This window comes from Pseudoalteromonas sp. HM-SA03 (assembly GCF_002289345.1).
Classification (GTDB): domain Bacteria; phylum Pseudomonadota; class Gammaproteobacteria; order Enterobacterales; family Alteromonadaceae; genus Pseudoalteromonas.
In genome coordinates this window covers 1-20,262 of the sequence record NZ_NSDG01000119.1, presented here as the reverse complement: position 1 = coordinate 20,262, position 20,262 = coordinate 1, and the positions used below count along the sequence as shown (strand labels likewise).

16 protein-coding genes are annotated in these 20,262 nt (G+C 44.3%); 14 read left to right on the top strand and 2 right to left on the bottom strand.

Annotated elements, in window-relative coordinates; translation table 11 throughout:
* The first annotated feature begins 4 nt into the window (after positions 1–4).
* The 4 genes from CKO50_RS22640 to CKO50_RS22625 all read left to right on the top strand — a co-directional run bounded on the left by CKO50_RS22640 (position 5) and on the right by CKO50_RS22625 (position 5,839).
* Positions 5–712, top strand: a complete 708-nt coding sequence (locus CKO50_RS22640) for an ABC transporter ATP-binding protein (RefSeq protein WP_095730012.1) — start codon at positions 5–7, stop codon at positions 710–712.
* A complete protein-coding gene (locus tag CKO50_RS22635) occupies positions 709–3,096 on the top strand; it encodes an FtsX-like permease family protein (RefSeq protein WP_095730011.1) in 2,388 nt (795 codons plus the stop codon). Before CKO50_RS22640 ends, CKO50_RS22635 begins: the two co-directional genes overlap by 4 nt.
* 68 nt (positions 3,097–3,164) lie before the next feature.
* Positions 3,165–4,535, top strand: a complete 1,371-nt coding sequence (locus tag CKO50_RS22630) for a sigma-54 dependent transcriptional regulator (RefSeq protein ID WP_095730010.1) — start codon at positions 3,165–3,167, stop codon at positions 4,533–4,535.
* 8 nt (positions 4,536–4,543) lie between these two features.
* Positions 4,544–5,839, top strand: a complete 1,296-nt coding sequence (locus CKO50_RS22625; RefSeq protein WP_255231149.1) for a PAS domain-containing sensor histidine kinase — start codon at positions 4,544–4,546, stop codon at positions 5,837–5,839.
* A 156-nt stretch (positions 5,840–5,995) separates the two neighbouring features.
* On the opposite strand, the gene CKO50_RS22620 is transcribed toward CKO50_RS22625, so the two are convergent.
* Positions 5,996–7,075 (bottom strand): NAD(P)/FAD-dependent oxidoreductase, encoded by a 1,080-nt coding sequence (locus CKO50_RS22620; RefSeq protein ID WP_095730008.1) that lies wholly within the window; start codon positions 7,073–7,075, stop codon positions 5,996–5,998.
* 11 nt (positions 7,076–7,086) lie between these two features.
* A complete protein-coding gene (locus CKO50_RS22615; RefSeq protein ID WP_095730007.1) occupies positions 7,087–9,027 on the bottom strand; it encodes a LodA/GoxA family CTQ-dependent oxidase in 1,941 nt (646 codons plus the stop codon).
* Between the two features lie 316 nt (positions 9,028–9,343).
* On the opposite strand from CKO50_RS22615, the gene ettA reads away from it, so the two are divergent.
* From ettA to CKO50_RS22565, 10 genes are all read left to right on the top strand, one after another.
* A complete protein-coding gene (ettA, locus tag CKO50_RS22610) occupies positions 9,344–11,008 on the top strand; it encodes an energy-dependent translational throttle protein EttA (protein WP_095730006.1) in 1,665 nt (554 codons plus the stop codon).
* Between the two features lie 217 nt (positions 11,009–11,225).
* Positions 11,226–11,591, top strand: a complete 366-nt coding sequence (locus CKO50_RS22605) for a PilZ domain-containing protein (RefSeq protein ID WP_095730005.1) — start codon at positions 11,226–11,228, stop codon at positions 11,589–11,591.
* A gap of 44 nt (positions 11,592–11,635) precedes the next feature.
* Positions 11,636–12,040, top strand: coding sequence for a DUF350 domain-containing protein (locus tag CKO50_RS22600; protein ID WP_095730004.1), 405 nt, complete (start codon positions 11,636–11,638; stop codon positions 12,038–12,040).
* Positions 12,041–12,049: 9 nt separating this feature from the next.
* Positions 12,050–12,643, top strand: a complete 594-nt coding sequence (locus CKO50_RS22595) for a DUF1190 domain-containing protein (protein WP_095730003.1) — start codon at positions 12,050–12,052, stop codon at positions 12,641–12,643.
* A 119-nt stretch (positions 12,644–12,762) separates the two neighbouring features.
* The gene (locus CKO50_RS22590) at positions 12,763–13,932 is read left to right on the top strand and encodes a glutathionylspermidine synthase family protein (protein ID WP_095730002.1); all 1,170 of its coding nucleotides are present in this window, start codon (positions 12,763–12,765) and stop codon (positions 13,930–13,932) included.
* A gap of 364 nt (positions 13,933–14,296) precedes the next feature.
* On the top strand, positions 14,297–16,264 hold the full coding sequence (locus tag CKO50_RS22585; RefSeq protein ID WP_095730001.1) for an FAD-dependent L-amino acid oxidase: 1,968 nt from the start codon (positions 14,297–14,299) through the stop codon (positions 16,262–16,264).
* A 243-nt stretch (positions 16,265–16,507) separates the two neighbouring features.
* Complete coding sequence (locus CKO50_RS22580; protein WP_095730000.1) at positions 16,508–17,206, top strand: spondin domain-containing protein; 699 nt, start codon at positions 16,508–16,510, stop codon at positions 17,204–17,206.
* Between the two features lie 9 nt (positions 17,207–17,215).
* Entirely contained in the window at positions 17,216–17,923 is a 708-nt protein-coding gene (locus CKO50_RS22575; RefSeq protein ID WP_095729999.1) for a spondin domain-containing protein, read from the top strand.
* Between the two features lie 52 nt (positions 17,924–17,975).
* On the top strand, positions 17,976–18,707 hold the full coding sequence (locus tag CKO50_RS22570) for a response regulator transcription factor (protein WP_095729998.1): 732 nt from the start codon (positions 17,976–17,978) through the stop codon (positions 18,705–18,707).
* The gene (locus CKO50_RS22565; RefSeq protein WP_095729997.1) at positions 18,704–20,161 is read left to right on the top strand and encodes a HAMP domain-containing sensor histidine kinase; all 1,458 of its coding nucleotides are present in this window, start codon (positions 18,704–18,706) and stop codon (positions 20,159–20,161) included. The genes CKO50_RS22570 and CKO50_RS22565 overlap by 4 nt, the downstream gene beginning before the upstream one ends.
* The last annotated feature ends 101 nt before the right edge of the window (positions 20,162–20,262 follow it).

Genomic DNA, 20,262 nt, shown 5'->3' with positions numbered 1-20,262 from the left:
AACAATGAATAATAGACACGTTATTGAACTTAAAAACATCACTAAAAAGTTTGTCCTCGGCGGAATGGAAACACTGGCACTACGTGGCGTAAACCTCAATGTGACTCAGGGCGAATATCTGTCAATTTCAGGCCCATCGGGCTGCGGCAAATCAACACTTCTAAATATTCTTGGTTTATTAGACAGCCCAAGCACTGGCACCTACACAATTGCGGGTAACGATGTCAGTAACCTTGACGTTAACCAAAGAGCCACACTAAGAAATAAACATATTGGTTTTGTATTTCAGTCATTTAACCTCATTGATGAATTGAACGTCTTTGACAATATCGCCTTACCCATCAAGTACAGTAGCACTGCACTCTCAAATACTGCGTTAAAAGAACGGGTAATGACTTGCTTAGAGTTAGTACAAATGACCCATAGAGCAGAACATAAGCCCAATCAACTGTCTGGCGGGCAGCAACAACGTATCGCCATCGCCCGTGCGCTCGCCAATCAGCCAGATATTTTGCTAATTGATGAACCTACAGGAAACTTGGACTCAAAAAATGGCGATGCCGTAATGAAAATGCTGAGCGACCTAAACGCCCAAGGCACAACCATGTGTATGGTTACTCACGACCCTAGGTATGCAGACATGGCAAAACGTAAACTATTCTTGTTAGATGGGGTGATGGTAGATGAAATGAATTTGGAGATGGCGGGATGATAAAAGAGGAATTTAAGCTCGCACTGTCAAATCTTAGGAAGCTTCCGGGATTTAGTCTTACCGTACTTGTCACCCTAGCATTAACCTTAGCAGCGCTAACTGTGGTGATTAATATCAACCATAGATTGATCACGCAACCGCTTCCCTACCCTGATGCAGATAAGCTGTGGGTGACCGATCAAAGCGAAACCATTAATGGAGAAACCCAATATGGATTCCAACTGCTCTCGACCCAGTTTCAGCTATATCAAGATAAGCAATTTATCGACAAAATGACGATGATGCACTTGGTATCATCTCGTTTTATGGACATTAAGGATATGCCCACGGTAGACATTATTCGAGTGACTCCCGAATTCTTTGAGTTGTTGGGCACGCCACTACATCTTGGTCGCACGCTAAAACAAGACGAAGGCGTCAGCGATGAACAAAAAGTTTTAGTCCTGAGTTATCAGTCTTGGATAACGCACTTTAATACCGATCCAGATATCGTTGGTAGCTACACGAGCATCAATCGTGAGCGCTATCAAATTATCGGAATAACGGGAGAAGCGTTTGAAGTGCCTGAGATCTTTGGTGGCTTTCCCGTTAGCGGCTTTAGTAGCTTTCCGGAGCCTGTCACCACTACCTCGCATTGGAATAGTATCAGCAGTGAATTTAACGGCATCGCTCGGCTTAAAGCGGGTGTAAACATAGAGCAGATGAATCATGCGCTGGGCGAGCAAATTAACACGCTTTACCAATCCCGTGAAAACGTAGCGCCCGACACGCGAATTGGGGCTAAGTTTACACCACTGCGCGACAAAATCGTTGCACGAAGTGATGAACTAGCAATTACATTATTATTCTCAGCTGCAGTTTTGGTGCTCATTGCCCTGACTAATGTGGTTAATTTATTTCTCTCAAGAGCTGCGCAAAAACAGCGCACCATAGCAATTCAAGCGGCACTGGGGGCAAAGCCTACTCACATTTTTGTCAGTATGTTTTGTGAAAGCGTGCTGTTAGTGGGCGCAGCCACTATACTCGGATTATTGCTTGCCGAGTGGTTGAATGTTTGGTTAGCAAACGACTTGAGCTATTTATTTAGTCGCATGCAGAGCTTAACTCTGGACTGGCCGACCATAGTGGTTGCTTGTGCACTGAGTCTGATAATATCGCTTCTCATCGCCTGGTTTACCAGTAAACAAGTAAACTATCATGCACTGACAGATGCGCTACACAGCAGCGGTAAAGGCACTGGCGCGCAAATTTCCAAGCGTACTCGTCAAGTGTTGGTGGCATTACAAGTGTGCTTTGCCAGTATTTTACTCTTTCTTGCAGCCAACAAATTAATTCCCGCATACGCGCAAATGACTCATCCCACAGGGTTTAATACTGAGCATTTGTACTATGTCCGTATTGATGGCAGTGCCACAGAAATAGATAGCTTTGAGCTTGGCAAACAAATCAAACAGCTTTTAGCCGATCAAGCAAGCATCGCATCGGTCTCAGCAAGTTACACTTCACCGCTACAAATGGGGTGGCAAAACTATTTGTATGATCAAAATATTGCGCTGATCGGTATCGTCAGTTTGTCCTTTTACGACGAGGACGGTTTCACTGCGCTTTCACTGCCACTTGAACAAGGAAGCCGATTTACACCGATCATGGCATCAGGCTCAGACAACAATGAAATAATTCTCTCGGCCTCACTCGCTAAGCGTTTGTACAAAGATGAAAATCCAATCGGTCAAACCCTCTATGCAGACAGAGAAGAGCCAAGAAAAGTGGTTGGGGTTGTAAGTGATATTTACGTGCCTACAGGCAACCGAGGCTATACCTTAGAGCGCTATTACTTGCCTGTCACTGAAGGCAGCACATCCTTTATGATCAAAGGGGATTCTGCACTGTCAAAAGTCCAATTAACTCATGCTCTCAAGGCCATTCATCCGAGTCTAAACTTTGCTTTCTTTGAGCCTGTAGATGACATGCTCACCCAGAGGTTAAGACAAACTTGGCTGCAAGCAATGTTGACTGTTACCCTATTAGCCCTTACCTTAAGCCTAGCTGGCGCTGGGATCTACGGCGTGCTCAACTACAGTGTACAAATGCGTCGCTATGAGCTTGGTATTCACTTGTCATTGGGCGCACATACACACAAACTGATATCACAAGTGCTCAAGCAAAGTCTAACACCGGTAATGATTGGCCTTGGAGTGAGTGCATTAGCCATTGCAATCGGGTATGGAATTTTGACAAAGATAAGCACAGATACTATTTCCATGAGCTGGTTCGCCGTTACCGTGACAATCCCTATCATGCTGCTGATTGCGCTCATCGCAAGCTATTTACCTGTGCAAAGGGTGATAAACCAAGATCCCATTAAAGCGCTAAGAAACGAATAAGTTAATAATAACAACAGGAATGCGTAGGCAAAGCGTGGCGTTTAATCTCACTTTGCCTACAACACACTATGCAAGGTTCAATTTTAATTGTTGATGACAAGGCCGATATCCGCCTTAGCTTACAGTTTTTACTAAAAAACCACGGTTTTACCATTTTCCAAAGTAGTAGTCTTGATTGTGCCGCTAAGCAGCTCAATACGAACGACATTGATATTGTACTGCTAGACATGAACTTTGAGTTCGATACAACATCCGGCGATGAAGGCCTCGCTTTTTTGAGCCAGTATGCAAGTCAAAGTAGCACAACATTTATTGCGATGACCGCTTGGTCTAGCGTCGAACTCGCCGTCGAAGCCATGCAGTGCGGCGCCAAAGACTTTTTTGCCAAGCCTTGGGATAACCACGCCGTGGTAACGATGGTGAAAAAGCATTTAGGGCTAAAGCAAATCGCTGCAAAACAACAACCTGCTTCTTCCCAACAAACCATAGCTAAAATAGCGTCAAATGTAGAGCCAGCAGAAGCGTTACTCTGGTTAAGTCCCACGATGCAAGCGCTAAAAAGCCAACTTGACCGTATTGCCAAAACCAAAGCGAATATATTGCTTAGAGGGGAAAATGGGACAGGAAAATCACAGATTGCCAACTATATCCACCAGCAAAGCAACATCAAAGGCAACTTTGTGAGCACCAATATGGCTGCCATTCCAGAGTCATTGTTTGAAAGTGAAATGTTTGGCCATGTGAAAGGTGCGTTTACTGACGCTAAACAGGATAGACAAGGCCGTTTCTCAATGGCTGAGCAAGGGACTTTATTTTTAGATGAGGTAGGCACTCTCACTGAGTCTCAACAAGCGAAGCTACTACGAATATTAGAAACAGGGGAATATGAAGCCGTTGGCTCAAGCAAAACGCAGCATGCAAGCTGTAGGATTATTAGTGCAACTAATGCAGATTTAGAATCGCAACAACAAGCAGGTCAATTTCGTAGTGATCTCTATTTCAGACTAAATACAATGGAGTTTGAGATCCCACCACTGCGCTTGCGTCGCACTGAGATAATTCCGCTGGCCGACTTTTTTATTCAAAAGCACGCAACGGCCTATGAATTAGACGTAAAACCCTTGTCTCACGCAGCGCAAACAAGACTACAAAGTTACGCATTCCCAGGTAATATCCGTGAGCTTAGCCATATGATGGAACGTGCGCTTTTGCTGTGTGATGGCACTGAAATTGAACAAAGCGCGCTTTCTTTAAAATCTGTGGCAACCACAGAGCAGAGCGAGCCTGAAATGATGACGCTAGAACAAGCCGAGCAAAAGTTGATTAAAATGGCGCTGTGCCAATGCCATGATAATGTGGAAGATGCTGCCGTTTTACTTGGGATCAGTAAAAGTGCCCTATATCGCCGTCTTGATAAATTCGATATCAAAACGCGATGAGCTTGCCTATGAAAAAGCCTAACTTTGAACAGATTATCGAGATTTTTTGCCTGATTATTTGGTTGCTGTTCGCCGTACTCAGCGCTTTTTTTATGGTCACCCTTGAGGTCTCAACACTCAGTGTTATCACCTACTTTTTCGTTGTTCTTTGTCCGCTCGCACTGCTGTTGTATCATTTTAAACAGCGCCTGATACAACCTTTTTATCACCTCTCAACCACCATTGAGGCGATCAAAAACGAAGAGTATGGGCAGCGCTTTTACACCTCTGACAGCTCAGGCACTCTTCACAGTTTGCAGCAAGAAACACAGCAATTATGTCAGCAGCTACAATCATTCAAATCAGAGCGAGACCACCAAGCAATATTACTGTTTAGACTCATTGAACAACTGCCCAGCCCCATCGCAATTTTCGATAACGACACTGCACTGGTGCATGCCAATGAAGCCTTCTCAAATTGGATTGGCAAACCATGGCAAAGCCTACGTTTATTAAAAGCGCATAAGTTCAGCCTTGAGTATCATAGTGGTCATTGGCACTTTAACCACCCTACTCTCGGTGATGAGTGGCAACTTCGCTATAGCGAGCTTACCATTGCAGGCATGCAGGCGCACTTAGTGATCCTGACCGATGTGCAAGCGGTTGTCAGTCAAGCTCAGCGCGACGCTTGGCAAAAAATGATCAGAGTGCTCAGCCACGAGATTCATAATTCTCTCTCGCCGATTAAGTCACTTGCTCAAACCTTGATCGAAATTCCCACCACGCAAGAAAATCAAGCCGATTTTGAACAAGCGCTTGGCGTGATTGTGCAGCGCAGCGATGGCCTGATGTCATTTGTTAATCGCTATGCAAGCGTTGCAAAACAGCATCAACTTCGTATAGAAGCGATATCAATAAGTGACTTACTAACGCCGCTCGTAGGGCTTTTTGACAATCGCGTGAGATTAACCATTGAACAGGACTTTACGCTACAAATTGATCAAAGCTTACTTGAGCAAGCACTTGTAAACCTGATTAAAAATGCCTTGGAAGCTGAAAGTGAGCGCAATGCTGTTTGCGTCAAAGCATATCACAATCATAAATTCGCAGGTATTGAAGTACTCGATGAAGGGCATGGCATAAAGAACACAGACAACCTATTTGTACCTTTTTATACCACCAAAACAACGGGTAAAGGGATTGGGCTCATCTTAGCTAAAAATATCGTTGAACAGCATAACGGAAAACTGAGCTTAACCAATCGTAAGGATGCGCAAGGCGCAATTGCTCATATTCAGCTTCCATTGGCGGTAGCGAATAGGTGAGTGTTCACCGCCACTTCTAGACGACATTTATTCAGACATTTTAAGCATCGCAATCAACTGACGGCCAGCGACAATGGTATTGGTTTCACCACTATAGATGTTGTCGCATTCTTTCGATTCAAACTTTGCTTTAGTCCAAACAAGTAATAATAAGTGTTAACCGATTAACTTTGAGCCCTCGTAAAAGTGCTGCCGATGCTCAAGATAACGCATCCACACTCTATCCATTTGCGACTGATATAGTTTTGCGCCATGTTTGTAATCCGTACCGTGCAACAGCAGCATATCCGCAAGTTGCATGCTGCTGGTCATGGCATGCAACATGCCTTGCGAAGAGAGCGGATCAAAGCTCATGCTCGCATCACCCACCGCATACCAGCCTTTTGCTGCGCAACTATCCAAACGGGCCGAATTTGCACTTACCATTGGGTGCAGGTGTGCTGTTTCTATATTCACCAAGTCCACTAAGGTGTTAAATCCCCTCACCTGCTTTACTTTGGCTAAAAAATCTTGAGCGTTGGTAATGTTGCACTTTTTGATCGCATCAGCGCAAGCCTGCCAAGAAAACACCCGAGGCTGCATATTGGGGTCGAGTGAAGAGCATGCCGCGCTCGGCGCACTATACCACCAGCCATTTTCTTCATCGCTTATCACCGCAAACTGTTTCGTCGTGGCAACCTCTGCGGTAAGCCACAGTGCCATTTGCTTATCAAACTGTTGTAGTTTTGCACCGAGTCGCCTCGCCAGATGACAGGCGCGACCGGTGGCATCAATAAGCAGTGTTGTCGTGATAGACATGTCAGTGTCGCAGCCTTCAACCCTAACTTGCCAACTTGATTGTGTTTGCACCACATCTGTAAGCTTTGTAGAAGATAACAAAGGGATACCACGAAGCACTAATTGATCACGAAGCTGCTGTTCAAAATGCTGCCTATGAATGTGCCATCCCAAACCATCGGGGTTTTTAACGTTATCCACTATGGTAGGCGATTCACTGCCCCAAAACGAAATCATACCGTGACAAGTGAGATGTTCCGGGCTTTGTAGTAAGTGCAACAAGTTAAGCTTTTTGAGAATTCTAGACGCCGCTGGCGGTAAACACTCGCCCACTTTGTCTTTGGCTGCAGCGAGCTTATCGACTACTATCACCTGGTAGTGAGGGTGCAAAGCAAATGCAGCAATGCATCCAGCAATGCCTGCACCTACAATGACAATATCCGATTTCCTTTCAGCCATATTAGCCCTTATTATTTGCGATTCCGGCGATGTGCTTTGTCGGTTTGTGACAAATCAGGACGACAATCTCGCATGCTTTCATTACGACTTGCTGTCAGCAGTTTTTCTGCTTTGTGATCCGCTTTGACTGGTGTTAATCCTACTTGCATGGTGGTTGGAAAACCAGTTACGCCTTTTTCTGTTTTCGGTAATACCACCGCCAATTGACCAAACCCAGTGATCATACTGTTGATCTGCTCAATATAGTTGGTTGAAGGGCCTATCGGTAAATCGTTTAGCCACAGATCCCGGTCATTAAATGCTGCTTGTCGCTCTGCAAATGGCTTTGTTTCATCGACTACTCGGTGATAATTTTGCTCGCTAAGCATATTATTTGGCACTCGTGCAGGCCAAAAGGTTGGTAAATAAGGGTCGTACGCTTCGTTGTAGCCATCGCGACAACTTGCGGTGTCTGTTTGCCAAGGAATGGCCATCCAACGTGTAATACCACCAGCAACCTGCCCCGTTTTTAATGGGCCGCTCGAATGCAGCGCGATTTCTGATGTCATTTCCACGCCATAATTGGTGCCGTGGGTCGGTGCAGTATCCTCTGAATGCTTAAGACGGAAAGCCTCGCTATACATGCCCGCTGTACGCATTGGCCAAGTCATTTCACATCCAGGGTGGAAAGCATCTGCTAAACAGAACTCCATCGCCGCTTTAGTTAAAATCTCTGGTTGCTCAGCAACCGGAATTTCATCAATGCTGGTTGGGGGGCGATAACAAGGGTCGTAATCAGAATCAAATTCGCCATTCGACCACTGCTGTAACATATTCAACTGAATTTCTGTCAGCGTGACAAACTGCCTTGGCGAGTCATCGGCATCTACACTCATCGCATCGCCGTACAACCAAGGCCACAGCTGCGGTGCGGTAGCGGCAAATTTAGGGTTCCAACTATGTTTTTCATCCGCTGTGGTAACTTTTTCTATCTGTCTAAAGTTATTAAAGAGATTACGTCTTGCTTCTTGCCATGTGCGTGAGTTGTCATTTAAACGGCTGATCCAAGTCTCTGAAGTAAAATCAAAGGGGCTATTCCAGCCAAACCCTGCGGCAAATCCCGCATTAACCCACTGTAAATCGGTTAACCTTTGGAAAATTGGCAGAATATCTTTACTAAAGGAGGGGTTACCCTCAGGTGCAGGTAGCATCTTGGCATCAACTGCAACCTGACGCATTAAATCCCACATGGTTCGCGGAGATTTTTGCATTGGCGCGTAATCTGGTGGCGCACAAATAACCCATGCTGGTTTCACATCAAGTGCTTTGCCTTGATATTTCACCTCAGCAGTTACCGGGCCGTCCGAGGTATCGTCGTACCAGCCTTCATTATTACCGAACGTGATCGCCTCGTGGCCTTGAGGATTTTCTGACACCCCGTGTCCACCAAGCATCAGTAAGCGGCCCTTATCATCGGTACGCATTTCGCCTAAGTACACTTTTTTACCGGCAAAGCATCCTTCAAAGCGACTACAACCACACCCTGAAGCAACACCACTGATCTGCTGCGCTCCACCATCAATGAGCAAGCTGTTACGGTCGTTTACATTGAGGTTGCGCAGTAAACTCGGCTCGGCCTCCATCGCCTCTGGAATATCCAACGCTAATTGAAACTCATACCAAGACGCTTTTTGATTAGCCAAGCGTGCATGCCAAGTGATAGAAGCGCCGTCATCGCAAGTGAGTTCTTTAACGATGTTGCCCTCAGCGTCCAACCCATAAATACGAAATCGCGCAGCTTGGCGCTTCAACGCCCCCGTGCTATCGCGGTAGTAATTCATATCTCTTGGAATGGCGGTATCGACCTCAGGGCCAATAAAAAATTCATCTGGGCTGTTACCAACCCGCATTACACCAATGGGTGGGTAGATCGCAGCTGAAACAATGGGATTTTGATTGCAGTGATGTGACATGTTGTAATCCTTTTTGCTGTGGTTCAATTCATGAAGCATTACAGCAGTGTAGAAGCTATTTCCGACTTACACCATTACATCGAATTACAACTTAAACACGAAAATATTTTACTTAACCTGAGGTTTGGATAAGGAATGAGCTAACTCATTACTTTTAGTTTGCGCTGACACTGCCTGCTAGAAAAGCATCAATTATCCGCAGCTCAAGTTAATTAGTGAAGGAGCTTATATTTTTAATATCATGTAGTCCACAACATTGCAGCACTGGAAGGCTTTCTCTAAAATACATCTAACTTAAAAGAGAGATTGGAAACTCATGGCTCAATATATTTATACCATGTCGCGGGTGAGCAAAGTTGTGCCACCTAAGCGCACTATTCTAAAAGACATTTCTTTATGCTTTTTCCCGGGCGCTAAAATTGGTGTTTTAGGTCTTAATGGTGCAGGTAAGTCGACCTTACTTCGCATTATGGCGGGTGTGGATACCGAATTCGAGGGCGAGGCACGTCCGCAACCAGGTACTAAGATTGGTTACCTACCGCAGGAACCTGTATTAGATGAAAGCAAAACCGTTCGTGAAACGATTGAAGAAGCGGTTGGCGAAGTTAAGCGCGCCCTAAGTCGATTAGATGAAGTGTACGCTGAGTACGCAATGGAAGATGCTGACTTTGATGCGCTAGCCAAAGAGCAAGGCGAATTAGAAGCTATTATCCAAGCACATGACGGTCATAACCTAGATAATGCGCTTGAGCGCGCTGCCGACGCACTTCGTTTACCAGAATGGGACGCAAAAATTGAGCACCTATCAGGTGGTGAAAGACGCCGTGTTGCTATCTGCCGACTGTTACTTGAAAAGCCAGATATGCTGCTTCTTGACGAACCGACTAACCACTTAGATGCCGAGTCGGTTGCGTGGTTGGAGCGCTTCCTTCATGACTACGAGGGCACCGTGGTGGCGATCACCCACGACCGCTACTTCCTAGATAATGTAGCTGGCTGGATTTTAGAGCTTGACCGTGGCCACGGTATTCCGTGGGAAGGTAACTATTCTTCATGGCTTGAGCAAAAAGATGCACGCTTGAAGCAAGAAGAAAAATCAGAGAAAGCACGTCAGAAGTCGATTGAAAAAGAACTTGAATGGGTACGCTCAAATCCGAAAGGTCGCCAAGCTAAGTCTAAAGCACGTATGGCGCAGTTTACCGAGCTTCAGCAAAACGACTATCAAAAGCGTAACGAAACCAACGAGCTATTCATTCCACCTGGTCCTCGCTTAGGCGACCAAGTGATTGAAGTGAGCAACTTACGTAAGAGCTTCGGTGACAGATTGTTGATTGACGATTTGAACTTCAACGTACCTAAAGGTGCAATTGTTGGGATCATCGGTGCAAACGGCGCGGGTAAGTCAACGCTGTTTAGAATGCTAAGCGGTCAAGAGCAGCCAGATAGTGGTAACATCACTATTGGTGAAACGGTTGAAATCGCCACTGTTGAACAGTTCCGTGATGACATGGACGGTAATAATACCGTATTCCAAGAGATCTCTAACGGCCAAGACATTCTTAAAATTGGTAACTTTGAAGTACCAAGCCGCGCCTATGTTGGCCGCTTTAACTTTAAGGGCAATGACCAACAAAAGTTTGTAAAAGAACTTTCTGGTGGTGAGCGTAATCGTCTGCACTTAGCAAAACTACTAAAAGCAGGCGGTAACGTGCTGTTGCTGGATGAGCCAACCAACGATCTAGACGTTGAAACGTTACGAGCGCTAGAAAATGCGATTTTGGAATTCCCGGGCTGCGTTATGTGTATCTCGCACGACCGTTGGTTCCTAGACCGTATCGCGACCCACATTCTAGATTACCGCGATGAAGGCCAAATCAATTTCTTTGACGGCAACTACACTGAATACGAAGAGTGGCTGAAGAAGACCTTTGGCGCTGAGGCGGCAGAGCCTAAGCGTATCAAATACAAAAAGATTGGCTAATAAGCCTATCAACGATAGATAATCTGAGGCTCCCCGTTAGGAGCCTTTATTATTTTTTAGTACTTACTTAGCTTTATTCATGCCGCACTGCGGAGACAAGTAGCAAAGAAAATTGCAGCGGCAATTCTATCAAGCCGGCGTAATTTATTGTCATTTTTTAGTAGCGAGCACAATGATATAAGCTATTCTTTATCTATACGGACTATTAGGATCAGTAATGAAAGAACGTCGACGTTTTTCCAGAGTTATTTTTTCAAACGAGGCACAGTTTATGGCTTCAAGCGGTGATTTTAGCTGCGAAATCTTGGATTTATCGATCAATGGCGCGTTACTCACCTTGCCTGATGGCTATGTACCACTTAAAAACGATCCTGCAAGTCTAAACTTTTATCTACCTGGTAGTGATATCCAAATTACAATGGAGGTAGAGGTTCGTCATGTTGAAGAAGGTCATTTAGGCGTACATTGCCGCCAAATCGATCTTGATAGTGTGACGCATTTAAAACGTCTTATTGAACTTAACCTTGGAGATGATGATATACTACATCGCGAGCTGGAGCAGCTCACCTATGATGATGATTAATATCTATCGAATTTCAAATTCGATGCTATAACAAAGAGAAAATTATGATTTTGGATTCTTTACAAGGATTTGTCCCTTTTGTTTCCTACTTCGGCCTTGCCTACTTACTTACCTTAGTCTTTTTATTTATTTACTCCAAAGTTACCCCTTATTGTGAGTGGAAACTAGTTAAAGAAAACAATCCTGCTGCTGCAACTGCGTTTTGCGGTACCTTAATTGGTTTTGTCTTGCCTATCGCCAGTGCCGCAGTCAATGCGGTATCTCTTATTGATTTTGCCGTTTGGGGTGTTATTGCGGGAATAATGCAATTAATTACCTTCTTCACGGTAAGACTGTATATGCCAAAGCTATCTGAGAAAATCGAAAATAATCACATCAGCGCAGGTTTGTTCTTGGGTGGTGCGTCGCTTGCGACCGGAATTTTGAATGCCGCTTGCATGACCTATTAAGGAGTCAAGATGAAAAGGAGTAGAACAATCAAATTGACTTTATTAATGGGCGCCACAGGAGGGTTGACCGCGTGTGGTGATAGCGACGAATCGGCGTTACTTTTTAAAAACATTGATGAATGCACATCATTCGGCATTGAAGAAGAAGCATGCCAGTTTCAATATCAACAAGCACTCGACAGCCACCACCAAGAAGCCCCCAAATATGCCTCTGAGCAGTTGTGCGAAAGCGACTTTGGCTTTGACCGTTGTGAGCATTCAATTGGTGGGATCTGGCGTCCAATTATGGCGGGCTTTATGGTTGCTGCGCTTGCGGAGGCCGTCGATGAAGGCTTAGACATGATGAAAAAGCGCAAGAAGAAAAAGGCAGCTTACTTAGGCGGCACTTACTATTCTGGCGCAAAACCGCTGTATCGCTCTCGTGATGACTTCTTTAGCTATCGAAATGCGCAAAACGGGTTTGTCGCATCTGCAAAGTCTTCAGGTACAACTTCGGTCAAAAGCTCAACCATCAATTACAAGCCGCGTGCCAGCTCCGTATCACGCAGTCGCGGTGGATTTGGTCGTAGTGCTACTCGTAGTAGTGGCAGTTGGGGCAGCTAAGCCAACCTTCGCTTGATAAAAGATAAGCCGAGGTCTACTCGGCTTTTTATAGAGTGTTCTTTAGTTAATTTAATATCTATGCAATTGATATTAGACTTAGACAGTTCGATTTTACACTTATGTTAAGAATTTCTATTGATGAACGCCCACACTGGCGTAAACAAGCAAAAGCCCACGGCTTTGAATTTCATACTATGTATGGTGAAAAATACTGGGATGAAAGTGCTTATTATCAATTTACATTGAAACAAATTGAGCAAGACTTGGAAGACCCAAGTGATGAACTCCACCAAATGCTCTTACACCTTGCCGATTTAGTGTGTAATGATGAGTCACTTCTGCAACAGTTTGCTATTCCTGAATCTCAATGGGAATTAGTGACTCGCTCATGGCGTCGCCGCGACCAAGCACTCTACGGTCGTTTTGATTTTAGTTACGATGGTAAGTCACCAGCCAAGCTGCTAGAGGCCAATTATGACACGCCCACCAGCTTATTCGAAACGGGTTACTGGCAGTGGCTATGGCTTGAGGAACAAGTGAAAGCCGGTAAACTGCCTCGCAATGCGGATCAATTTAATGGCCTACAAGAAGCGCTAATTGAGCGCTTTTATCAACTACATAAATTCCACCGTGGTGCTCCCCTACACTTTTCCTGCTGCAAAGAAAGCGTTGAGGATTTGGGCACTATTCAGTATATGCGCAGCTGCGCGATGGAAGCAGGACTCAAGACTAAACAAGTTTTTATCGAAGATATCGGATTTCATGACCAACACTTTGTCGACCTTGATGATTCAAAAATTCAATGGATGTTTAAGCTATACCCATGGGAATTTATGTTTCAAGATGAATATAGTGAACTATTATCAAAAGCAAAAGTGCAATGGCTAGAGCCTGCTTGGAAAGCGATTTTATCCAATAAAGCAATCTTACCTTTGCTATGGCAAACCTTTCCCAATCACCCAAATCTGTTACCGGCATACTTTGAACAGGACAAGCATAAAATTGCAAATTGCGAGTCCGGCTATGTGAAGAAGCCGTTATTTTCTCGCGAAGGCGCGAATATTGAGATCCGAAAAGATCAACAACTGCTTGCACAGTCTGCTGGTGGATATGGCGAAGAAGGTTATATTTATCAAGCTTACTCACCTTTACCCAAATTTGCAGGATTCAATACGCTCATCGGCTCATGGATTGTCGGCGATAAAGCAGTTGGAATTGGTGTTCGTGAAGATAAAAGCCTGATCACCCAAGATCTTAGCCGTTTCTTACCCCATATCATTGTTGGCTAAACTCTTTGTACACTAAAAGACTTAGTCGGTATGGAACAAACGTGTTCCATCTCTCAAATTAATGTTCAGCCGAGAATAAAAGCTTATTAAATTCATGCCATTCGTACTTTTTAGATAAATACTTGGCAAAACCCGCCGCAAAAATTAACACAAACTTAACCAGTGTACTAAAGTAGTATCTGGGTTTTGCATCAGGCTGAGAAAGCAATACTTTGCTTGTTGCAACAAATTTTTGGGAAGTGCACTCAACAGGTTGGAGTGCACAGATACGTTATAGATCACTTAGCGAGCTAGGAAGTAATACCAATTGGTATAAAAGCAGTCAGCCTCAAAAGTGTGAGACATCGTCGACTAAGGAACTCACATGACTCACTACAAAATAGGTACAGATATTAGTCAAAAACCCATTCCAGAAGCGGTCAAAGTCGCAGTGATAGGAGCTGGCATGTCTGGTTTGTATAGCGCTTGGCGATTACAGTGCGAAACAGACGTTGATGACTTCGCCATTTTTGAGCGCAGCAACCGCACAGGTGGAAGATTGGACTCAGATCTTATCCATTTCAGAGATAACCGCGCAGGAGCAAAGCCTGACAGCACCATTACAGTCAAAGAAGAACAAGGTGGTATGCGGTTTCTATTTGAGGGTATGGATAACCTAATGGCCCTCTTTCTAAAGTTAGGCCTAGAAGATCAGATAGTCCCGTTCCCCATGAATAGCGGCGGCAATAACCGGCTCTACTTTCGCGGTACCAGCTTTTCGGTAAACGATGCTGAACAAGACGACTATCATATTTGGTCGGCACTTTATAACCTCGATCCAAACGAGCAAGGTGTTAACCCCAAAGACATTATTAATGTTGTTTTTAATCGTATCTTGCAAGTGAATCCACAGTTCGATTCAAGGCCAGAGGTTCGCGGCCCAGAGTTTTGGCAGGATTTCCGTCTGCAATGTCAATGGCAAGGTGAGCCACTATATAATTGGTCTTTGTGGGATTTACTCACTGATATGGGTTATAGCCAAGAATGTATCACCATGCTGTATCGTGTTTTGGGCTTTAATGGCACCTTCTTATCGAAAATGAATGCGGGGGTTGCCTATCAGCTTTTGGAAGACTTTCCTGCAGATGTCGAATTTAGAACCTTTAAAGACGGCTTTAGCACCCTGCCAAACGCGCTGGTGGATAAAATAGGTAAAGAGAGGATTTACCTGCAAACGAGCATCAATAGCATCGCCTTTGATAAAGCAGACAATCTTTATGTACTTAAGTACACCAAAACCGAGCAAGACGGACAGATAAGCGAAGGAAAATTTAAAGCTGAAAAGCTTATTTTAGGGCTGCCAAGGCTCGCGCTTGAAAAGTTGTTCATAGCGTCAGATGTATTCAAACAACTACCAAAGCAGCGGCGCGATGCGTTATGGGATACATTGCAAAGCACAAGCAACCAACCGCTCCTGAAGATTAATTTATATTACGACACTGCATGGTGGGGAACCGGCATGACAGGCCGCCCAGCTGTCAGCTTTGGACCTAACTTTGCCGATTTACCAACAGGTTCTGTTTATCCCTTTTATGCTTTAGATGATGAACTCGCAGCCGCGCTTATGTATAACGAGCGTCATGCCGAGCCTAACTCTGAAACACAACACAGACTCGAAGGGATAGAAGCAGCTAAATACAGTCGCCCAGCCGCATTGACTATTTACTGTGATTATTTAAATATTAATTTTTGGAGTGCACTGCAAAATAAAGGTGAGCTTTATCATCACCCTCGTGAGTCGGAACTCGTTGAATCTATTCCCAGTGATATATTTCCAGCCTCGGAAGCGGTTGTACGACAAGCGACACAATTCTTTAAAGACATTTTTAATACACATTATGTTCCACAGCCCACCCTCACAAGCGCTCGAATTTGGGAAGGGAACGTGAATTTCAATGTCCCTGAAAATCTTCAATTTGGTTTTGGTGTACATCAATGGGCGATTGGAGCGAATGATAAAGACGTCATCGAAGATTTAGTAGAGCCGTTGCCAAATCTGTTTACCTGCGGTGAAGCTTACTCTGATTATCAGGGCTGGGTAGAAGGCGCATTACGTTCGACAGATTTAGTGCTACAAAAAGGGTTTGGCTTAGCGCCACTAAGCGAAGTCTTTGAAACAGACCAAGGCTGTAGCTCGTCAGAAGCAATACAAATCGCCTATCGAAAAATTGCTAATGAAATGATTATGGAATATATCGATCCTAATTTTTCGCCAAATACTAAAGACAAAGTAACACTTGCTGATGCCAATAGTGTGCTTGGCGTCAACCTCAGTTATTTCGATAAGCCCTAACCCGCTTCCCTAGTAACGAGGAGTTTTTTACTCCTCATTATCCCCACCTTGCAGAACTAATTGGTAGTTCTCGATCAACTAGAACCGTTCAGGCGTACTTCAAGTTAATCCAGCTCCGCTGATCTGAGCCCTGTGATAAGTATTCTACGCTTTTGTGATAAAAACGTGATAACTCCGTGAGCCTATCTCAATATCTTGCGGCCATGATAAAGGGACTGTTAATCCTAATAAGAAGAGTACATCATGAAAGCAAAAATCCTGACAACATTAGTCGCAACGTGTTTATCAAGCGCTGCGCTGGCACAAGACCTTGAAGTAAAAATCACTAACCTCACTCACGGTATTTACTATACGCCTTTACTGGTGGCTGCTCATAATCAAGATACCGCTCTTTTTAAACTCGGCGAGCAAGCTTCTGAAGCATTGCAAGCCATGGCCGAAGGCGGTGACATTTCAGCTTTAGGACAAATCCTCGAAAGCTCAAACGCCAATATGATCGCCAACCCAGCTGAGGGGCTACTTGCACCCGCAGGCTCTACAATGGCGATGATATCAACGAGTGAAGGAAATACGCATCTTTCAATTGTGGCGATGCTACTTCCTACCAATGATGGATTTGTAGGATTAAATGCATGGCCTATTCCAAGCGCTGCCGGCACCTATGAAGTTTACCTTAATGCCTATGATGCAGGTACTGAAGCGAATAATGAACTGCTTGTCGAAGGCTCTGGTGCACCCGGTATTTTAGGGATCCCAGCATCGCCAGGTGCGGCTCCTGGCACTCAAGGAGCTGGCGTCACAGCAAGTGAAGAAAACACCATGGTCCATATTCACAGAGGCAACGTAGGTGACGACGAGCAAGTCGGCGGTAATAGCGATCTGCATAATACCGTACACCGTTGGTTAAATCCTGTGGCAAAAGTAACAATAACCGTAAAATAAGGGGGAGCTATGAAAGCGAAATTAGCATTAATTGCCATGTCTGCGCTCCTACTCAGTGCATGTGGAGACAATGACAATAATATGGTAATGCCAGAGCCTCCGGTTGAGCCAGAGCCTGTTGAGTATGAGTTTACCATCACTATCACGAACCTTACACATGCTCAGCCTATGTCACCAATTGCAGTGCTGCTTCATCAGTCTGGTCATTACTTTACTGTTGGCATGCCAGCCAGTGAAGCATTAGAGCAACTTGCAGAAGGCGGAAATAACAGCGACATTATAGCCGACGAGATGACACAAGCATCCGTCTCAACGGATGGACCTTTAGGCCCCGGTGCGACAACCAACCTTTCCATCAAAACTACTGACCTTTCTGAGCTTAAATTATCGCTATTAACCATGATGGTGAATACCAATGATGGATTCTCCGGTCTAAATGCTATAGACGTCTCTGCGTTGCCCGTAGATGAGGTGCAAATGTATCGAACACTTGCCTACGATGCTGGCACTGAGCTGAATAGTGAAGCCGCGGGAACCATACCAGGCCCAGCAGATAGCGGTGAGGGCTTTAACGCAGAGCGCAACGATAATCACAACATGGTGACGATGCACAGTGGTGTAGTTGGTAGTGATGATGGACTCCAAAGTTCAACGCTCACTAGTATCCATAAATTTGATAACCCGCTGCTTGCAGTCACTATCGAGAGAATTAAATAGCCTATGCGCAAACGTCTGCCATAGGCGTTTGCGCTTTCATAAAGGGCTATTTATGTTAGAAACCGTGTTGCTAGTTGAAGATGACTTAGACATAGCGAGATTACTCCAAGTGCATTTAGAGGAGTTAGCTTTAGAGGTAACGCATGTTGCCGACGGCAGCCAAGTATTGTCGACTGCTAAAGCGAACGATTTTGCGGTGATTTTACTGGATTTAATGCTACCTAATATGGATGGACTAACCCTTTGTCGAGAGCTTAAGGCGCTTTACCCTATGAGTAGTGTCATCATCGTCACCTCAAAAAGTAGTGATATCGATAGGATCATTGGACTTGAAGTTGGTGCGGACGACTATATATGCAAGCCTTTTAATACGAGAGAGTTGCAAGCAAGAGTGAAAGCGCAGCTACGCCATGTCAGGCAACTTAAGCAACCAATGCAGACTGAAAATGTGGACTTCCCACGCGATAAAATTGCAGTTGGAAACTTAGTTATCGATGCCTGTTGTCATGAAATTTCGTTGGCTAATGTTAGATTAGAGCTTACTGCAACCGAATTTGAGCTGCTGCAGTTTTTTGCTAAACACCCAAATCACGTGTTTTCTCGAACCCAGTTATTAGAATCAGTATGGGGCTACCAACACTCAGGATACGAGCATACCGTTAACTCCCATATTAATCGTCTGAGGGCAAAGCTTGAAGCGATTTCAAATAATACGGTGATAGAAACAGTATGGGGTGTTGGTTACAAATTAAATTCAGCCTCTCTTTGCGGGCAAAGCGTATGAAGCTCTCACTCTACAAAAAACTCGCACTGATCTTATTTGTCACTTTCGTTGTCATTGCAGCGATTTTTGTGTGGTGGACTCAAGCGCTATCTCAAGTCTCTAAGTCTCAAGCAGAACAACAATTACACCTCGCACTTGCGACCCATCTTGTTGACGATAATCCCCTGATAAAAGAGGGAGTGTACGACTATGACGGTTTGAGTAATCTATTTCACACCTTGATGATCTTAGGCCCCTCATTCGAGTTTTACTTCGTCTCCCCTGAAGGTAAGTTATTAACTTACTCTGCCGCCCCTGGAGAGGTTAAACGTCAGCAAATTGATGTTACCCCGTTAAAAAAACTCCTAAAGAGCAATAGCCAACTACCTGTATTTGGAGATGATCCGAGAAGCGTTAACGGCAGTAAAATTTTCTCTGTGGCCCCTGTATTTAATCAAGATATTTTACAGGGTTACCTATATATCATCATCGGCTCGTCAAAATACGATAGCATTATTGAGCAACTAAAAAATTCAGACAAGGTGATGCTTGGAGTAAGTTGGTTATTAGGCACTTTGTTCTTTTTGCTGGTTGTTGTCCTGCTACTACTTAATAAAATCACCAAGCCCGTGTCCAGATTGACTCAATATATAGATCAAGTCAGCCAAAACCATTTTAATATTAGTCGTGATGCCCAAATAAATTGGCCCGAAGAACATGACGAGATCCATCAGCTGGGTCGCAGCGTCAATGCTATGCTGGATAAAATTCAGCAGCAATTAACCACACTTAACCTCAAAGATGAACAACGTAAAGAACTACTTTCACAGCTAAGCCACGATCTCCGCACACCACTTGCCTCGCTTAAAGGTTACATTGAACTGATAGAAAAACAAACGAGTGACAAAAATATCGTTTCGCACATCGAAATTGCCAGCAAAAATATAAATCAGCTCAATCATCTTATCGCGCAAATTTTTGAACTCGCCCACCTAGAAGCTGGACATACCAAACTTCATATTGAATCCTTTAATCTACTTGAACTTATGTATGACGTTGCGGCTAAATTTACATTGCAAGCTAAACGGCGCGGAATAACCATCTCAATAAGCCCGAAAGCAAGCGAAGTTAGTGTATACAGTGATATCGGGAAATTAGACAGAATCCTATCAAACCTCATCGATAACGCTATCAGACACACTGATGCTGGTGGCGAAATACAGCTCACATTACAGCAGCAACAAGATATTGCTTTAGTGAGTGTTAATGATACTGGCATTGGGATAAGCGCCGCTGATCTTCCCTATATATTCGACGCTAGCTTTCAGGCCAAAAATAGCCTAAGTAACCGCAAACACAATGCAGGGCTTGGCCTTGCGATCACAAACGAGCTCGTTAAATTATTAAAAGGAAATATTAGCGTATCAAGCAAGCTAAACCGAGGTTGTAAATTTACAATTACACTGCCACTTTGATTTGCTAATACCAAATTGATTAAATTTATGATCTAATATCCATCGATGTGATAATGATTTTGCAGCCCTCTGAATTTATTAAGCTCTCCAAACAGACTAAA

What these genes read in the sequence shown, in the direction of transcription:
- CKO50_RS22570 (WP_095729998.1), top strand. Translation starts at nt 17,976, where the DNA reads ATGTTAGAAACCGTGTTGCTAGTTGAAGATGACTTAGACATAGCGAGA.
- CKO50_RS22580 (WP_095730000.1), top strand. Translation starts at nt 16,508, where the DNA reads ATGAAAGCAAAAATCCTGACAACATTAGTCGCAACGTGTTTATCAAGC.
- CKO50_RS22585 (WP_095730001.1), top strand. Translation starts at nt 14,297, where the DNA reads ATGACTCACTACAAAATAGGTACAGATATTAGTCAAAAACCCATTCCA.
- CKO50_RS22605 (WP_095730005.1), top strand. Translation starts at nt 11,226, where the DNA reads ATGAAAGAACGTCGACGTTTTTCCAGAGTTATTTTTTCAAACGAGGCA.
- CKO50_RS22565 (WP_095729997.1), top strand. Translation starts at nt 18,704, where the DNA reads ATGAAGCTCTCACTCTACAAAAAACTCGCACTGATCTTATTTGTCACT.
- CKO50_RS22635 (WP_095730011.1), top strand. Translation starts at nt 709, where the DNA reads ATGATAAAAGAGGAATTTAAGCTCGCACTGTCAAATCTTAGGAAGCTT.
- CKO50_RS22640 (WP_095730012.1), top strand. Translation starts at nt 5, where the DNA reads ATGAATAATAGACACGTTATTGAACTTAAAAACATCACTAAAAAGTTT.
- CKO50_RS22575 (WP_095729999.1), top strand. Translation starts at nt 17,216, where the DNA reads ATGAAAGCGAAATTAGCATTAATTGCCATGTCTGCGCTCCTACTCAGT.
- CKO50_RS22615 (WP_095730007.1), bottom strand. Translation starts at nt 9,027, where the DNA reads ATGTCACATCACTGCAATCAAAATCCCATTGTTTCAGCTGCGATCTAC.
- CKO50_RS22630 (WP_095730010.1), top strand. Translation starts at nt 3,165, where the DNA reads ATGCAAGGTTCAATTTTAATTGTTGATGACAAGGCCGATATCCGCCTT.
- CKO50_RS22590 (WP_095730002.1), top strand. Translation starts at nt 12,763, where the DNA reads ATGTTAAGAATTTCTATTGATGAACGCCCACACTGGCGTAAACAAGCA.
- CKO50_RS22620 (WP_095730008.1), bottom strand. Translation starts at nt 7,075, where the DNA reads ATGGCTGAAAGGAAATCGGATATTGTCATTGTAGGTGCAGGCATTGCT.
- CKO50_RS22595 (WP_095730003.1), top strand. Translation starts at nt 12,050, where the DNA reads ATGAAAAGGAGTAGAACAATCAAATTGACTTTATTAATGGGCGCCACA.
- CKO50_RS22625 (WP_255231149.1), top strand. Translation starts at nt 4,544, where the DNA reads ATGAAAAAGCCTAACTTTGAACAGATTATCGAGATTTTTTGCCTGATT.
- ettA (WP_095730006.1), top strand. Translation starts at nt 9,344, where the DNA reads ATGGCTCAATATATTTATACCATGTCGCGGGTGAGCAAAGTTGTGCCA.
- CKO50_RS22600 (WP_095730004.1), top strand. Translation starts at nt 11,636, where the DNA reads ATGATTTTGGATTCTTTACAAGGATTTGTCCCTTTTGTTTCCTACTTC.